The organism is Elstera litoralis (assembly GCF_000963705.1).
In the GTDB taxonomy this organism is placed as follows: Bacteria; Pseudomonadota; Alphaproteobacteria; order Elsterales; family Elsteraceae; genus Elstera; species Elstera litoralis.
This window is the reverse complement of the sequence record NZ_LAJY01000181.1, coordinates 1-3,802: the sequence shown is the minus strand read 5'-3', so window position 1 is coordinate 3,802 and position 3,802 is coordinate 1. Positions and strand designations below refer to the sequence as shown.

At 61.4% G+C, this 3,802-nt stretch carries 5 protein-coding genes; 2 read left to right on the top strand and 3 right to left on the bottom strand.

The features are described from left to right. Positions 1-188: 188 nt before the first annotated feature. The 3 genes from VZ95_RS08115 to ddpX all read right to left on the bottom strand — a co-directional run bounded on the left by VZ95_RS08115 (position 189) and on the right by ddpX (position 2,320). The gene (locus VZ95_RS08115; protein ID WP_045775403.1) at positions 189-410 is read right to left on the bottom strand and encodes a hypothetical protein; all 222 of its coding nucleotides are present in this window, start codon (positions 408-410) and stop codon (positions 189-191) included. 194 nt (positions 411-604) lie between these two features. After that, positions 605-1,321 carry a polysaccharide deacetylase family protein gene (locus VZ95_RS08110; RefSeq protein WP_052711598.1) on the bottom strand — a complete coding sequence of 239 codons (717 nt, stop codon included), beginning with the start codon at positions 1,319-1,321 and terminating at the stop codon, positions 605-607. Between the two features lie 438 nt (positions 1,322-1,759). Beyond that, positions 1,760-2,320 carry a D-alanyl-D-alanine dipeptidase gene (gene ddpX, locus VZ95_RS08105; RefSeq protein WP_045775402.1) on the bottom strand — a complete coding sequence of 187 codons (561 nt, stop codon included), beginning with the start codon at positions 2,318-2,320 and terminating at the stop codon, positions 1,760-1,762. Between the two features lie 126 nt (positions 2,321-2,446). Here ddpX and tsaB point away from each other — a divergent pair, with 126 nt between their 5' ends. Both tsaB and VZ95_RS08095 read left to right on the top strand, forming a co-directional pair. Next, the gene (tsaB, locus tag VZ95_RS08100; RefSeq protein ID WP_052711597.1) at positions 2,447-3,178 is read left to right on the top strand and encodes a tRNA (adenosine(37)-N6)-threonylcarbamoyltransferase complex dimerization subunit type 1 TsaB; all 732 of its coding nucleotides are present in this window, start codon (positions 2,447-2,449) and stop codon (positions 3,176-3,178) included. A gap of 10 nt (positions 3,179-3,188) precedes the next feature. Beyond that, the gene (locus VZ95_RS08095) at positions 3,189-3,632 is read left to right on the top strand and encodes a GNAT family N-acetyltransferase (protein ID WP_052711596.1); all 444 of its coding nucleotides are present in this window, start codon (positions 3,189-3,191) and stop codon (positions 3,630-3,632) included. Positions 3,633-3,802 lie beyond the last annotated feature (170 nt).

The window sequence follows — 3,802 nt, the reverse complement described above, 5'->3', positions numbered from 1 at the left end:
CCAAGATAGGGGCGCGCTGTGACTTGGCCGTGATAGAATCGAGGCAAGTTTTGCCACAAAAGCATTAAGAATAAATTAGCGAAAAACCGACATTAATTCGTTTGTAGGCGGATGAATTTCTACCCGTGACTCCCGGCGCACGCGCGGAAAACCGCGCGCGCCGGTTTTCGGCAAAACCGCGAATTCGATTACACGCTGAGATCGAGCGAATGCCGGTGCTGCTGGTCGAGATCCACATCCCGTTCTTCATCACGGTCGCGCTTATCGCGCATGCGGGTCTCCTCGCCCTTTGGCGCGGGCTTCATCGCGCGTTGGGTCTGGGCCGAGGTCGGCGGTAGGACCGGTTGGGGCTTCGCTTGGGCAGCGCCCGCAAGAGCCGCAACAACCGGATTGATCGGTGGGACAATCATTCTGCGTCTCCTGTCAATCCACTAGAAAGAGTTCTTCGGAGTCCAGGATATAGGTTGTCACAGCGTAATTACGACTCTTTTTTGACTCAAAACGGTCAAAGACCGTGCCTTTTTTACGGCAGCGCGGCAAAAACAGCGCGGTAGCCTGATAAGAATCAGGGGATGGTTAATGGATTATTACGAAAATCCCCCCGCTAAGGCGCGACGAATTGCAGCCCAAACCAGCGCCAGCGCCCCTCGCCCGCAGCAAGCGTGCAATTCAACCTGGACCGGCCACTGGGAAGAGGTTCGCGCAGGCGCACTTCCACTCGCCGGTCGCCAAGTTCCTGTACATCGGCCCGCCCGATTCCGGAGACGAAGCAGGCAAGATTTGCCGCCGCCCCGGCCCCCATCATCGGATCGAGGGTAAAGCCGATGGCGGGCATCGCACTCTCCAGCGCCATCGCGGTGGGGGTTACGTCCGACACCAGCAGCGGCAAGGCTTGGGCGGCCAAACGGAAGCGCTCCACCGAGGCGAAAGGATCGTTCATGGCAAAGCGCGGCAGGGCATAGGGATCGAGCCGCCCATGAATCACCCCCGACTGCTGGGCAAAAGCAGCCTCATAGCCTTCGGCGGCTACTAGGGCGCGCGCAGCCGCATCATGTTCGCCATAGGGATAGGCAAAAAGCCGGGGTTTCCGCCCGGTTTCACTGCGAATCCGGTCGGTGGCGCGGGCGATTTGCCCCAGCAGATAGGCGCGCTCCAACCCCAACATGTGCGGATAAGAGGCGGTTTGATTGCCAAGTTCCAAGCCTTCATCCGCCATATCGCGGATTTCCGACCAGGACAGCGTATCCGGCCCTGCCCGATCCACCGTATCGGTGCGACGAACAGTGTGGCCGGCAGGCGCGCAGCGCGCAGGCGCGGCCAAGCCACCGTATAAATAGAGCTATGGGGCTCGTCGAAAAGAATACCCACCGTGCGATCCGGCAAGGGCCGATTGGCGCGCAGGGCGGCAAGAATGTCCGGCACGGGCAGAACGGTGAATTCGCCGCTGCGCAATTCGGCCAAATGGGCTTCGAAATTCTCGATGGAGATGCTGGAGCCGGTGGCACCGGAATCATCGCCGATCCGGCTATAGCTCAAAATCACCGCGCGCGGCAGCGTCGCATCGATGCCCGATTGCGCCAGCGCCGCCCCCGGCAGGATGTGGGCAAGCCCAACGGCGGCCAGAACCAACAGCCGACGCCACAGACGCTTCCGACGCCAGAAGCTTCGCCGCATATTCGGTATTTGATTAGAATCCATCATCTCCCCCGGAGCAACCCTGGGGGCTCCGCCCGATTTGTCCAGTCCTGCCCGCGCCGATCTAAGCGGTCGGCATCATCCGGTTCGGCACGGCACTGTCGCTGACCAAAGGATAGCTGCGGGCATTGAACAATTGATAATGCCACCATTCTTTCGAATAAAAATCCCACCCTGCCGCCGACATTAAGCCGAGCAGCAGCAAACGATTACGCTGGGCGTCCGGGCTAATATCGGTGCGGGCGTGATGGGAGCGTTCGGTAAAATCGTCAAAGGGCGTGCCCATATCGAGTTCTTGGCCCGCGCCGTCGATCAGTGTGAGGTCGACGGCGACGCCGCGCGAATGGGGCGAGCCCTTGCGCGGATCGGCAACGAAATCGGAATTGGGGGCATGGTTCCACAGAACCCATTGCGCTTCGGGCGGACGGAAGGCATCAAAGAGACGGAATTTGAGACCCAGCGGGGCCGCGAGCGCAATCGCCCGGCCGAGGGCCGCCGCCGCGTCCTGGTGCAGATAACAGTGGGCTTGCCCATAGATCGGCTGCCCCGTCACATTCTGCGATGTGGCATAGGCAAGGGCGATGTCCACGGAGTATAGATCGGGCGTTATGCGGACCAACGACATTCGACAGTTTTCCTTCCTCTCATCCTCGCCCCGATTCGCGCATGAACCGGCGCGTGCGGCATCCTTTACGGTGATAGCATTGCACGCCACGTGCCGCCATCGCCCCGCGCACTGGGCGGTGCAGCCATGAGCGCGCTTCTCGTGCTCGATGCCAGCGCAGCGGCGGTTTCGGTGGCGCTGATCGATGTCGATAGCGGTGTTTTGCTCGGCTCGGAAACCCGTCCGATGCAGCGTGGGCAGGTGGAAGCGCTGCTGCCGATGGTGGATGCAGTGCAGCGGGCGGCAGGAATCGCCTATCCCGATCTGGTGGCGATTGCCGCGACGGTCGGCCCCGGCTCCTTTACCGGGATTCGCTTAGGTCTGGCGGCGGCGCGCGGGATCGGCCTTGCCACCGGGCGGCCCGTTTTCGGCATCGATAGTTTTGCCGCGCAGTTCGTGACCTTGCGCGCCGACCGCTCGAACTTGCCCGAAACACTTCTGATTGTTCTCGATAGCAAGCGCCAGGATCTCTTCGCTCAAGCGCTGGACGCCGAGGGCCGCGCGCTAATGCCGCCGCAGGTGCTGGCCCCCGAGGCGGTCAGGACTTTGGCTGAAGCGCTGCTGGCGGAACGGGGCGGTGGCCTGCTTCTCTCCGGCGATGCGGCCCAGCTTCCGGCACTCGCTGAGATCGCGGCAGAGCGCGTCCCCTGCGGGCCGCCCGCGATTGCGGCGCTCGCGGCCCATGCGGCGGCCCTATGGCGCGCAAGCACGGTTGATGGCGTGGCGCTGCCCGCCGCCTCCCCCCTCTATTTGCGCCCGCCCGATGCGATTGTTCCGACCGGCGGCGGGGTTCTGCCCCATTTACGCCCCCAAGGGTGAGGCTGGCGCTATGTCGTTGCCGCCGCCCCGACTGCTGGAGTTGGGCCTTGCCCATGTCTCGCTGGCCTCCGCCTTGCACGGGGCGTGCTTCGAGGAAGGCTGGCGGCCGCAGACTTTCGTCGATCTTATGCAGGGCGGGGGTGTCTTCGGGTTTCTGGCCGTCGATTGGCGGGATCGGCCCTTGGGGTTTGCGCTCGCGCGCCTGACCGTGGGGGAAGGGGAAGTGCTCACCTTGGGCGTTTTGCGCGAATCCCGGCAACAAGGGGTCGGAAAACTGCTTTTGTCAGGTCTTTGTGGGCGTCTTGCGGTATTAGGCGGCCATGTTTTGTTTTTGGAGGTTGCAGAGAGCAATAAACCCGCCCAACGTTTATACGAGTCGTTCGGGTTCCGGCAGGTCGGCCGACGTAAGGATTATTACGCGCACTTGGATGGATCGCGCGAGGCAGCTTGGTGATGCGCCGTGATTTGCTCACCTGATTAACAGATATCAACTTAAAGAAATTTATTTTTAAGGCTTTGCATTCAATTTTTTAAGGCATGGACTTGCAAAAAGATTGCAACAGCGCTCAAGGGGCTCTATACATTGCGCAGTATCAAGCGACATGGAATTGCTAACAATGTCGG

Coding starts and splice junctions, on each gene's coding strand:
- VZ95_RS08115 (WP_045775403.1), bottom strand. CDS start 410: ATGATTGTCCCACCGATCAATCCGGTTGTTGCGGCTCTTGCGGGCGCT.
- ddpX (WP_045775402.1), bottom strand. CDS start 2,320: ATGTCGTTGGTCCGCATAACGCCCGATCTATACTCCGTGGACATCGCC.
- tsaB (WP_052711597.1), top strand. CDS start 2,447: ATGAGCGCGCTTCTCGTGCTCGATGCCAGCGCAGCGGCGGTTTCGGTG.
- VZ95_RS08095 (WP_052711596.1), top strand. CDS start 3,189: ATGTCGTTGCCGCCGCCCCGACTGCTGGAGTTGGGCCTTGCCCATGTC.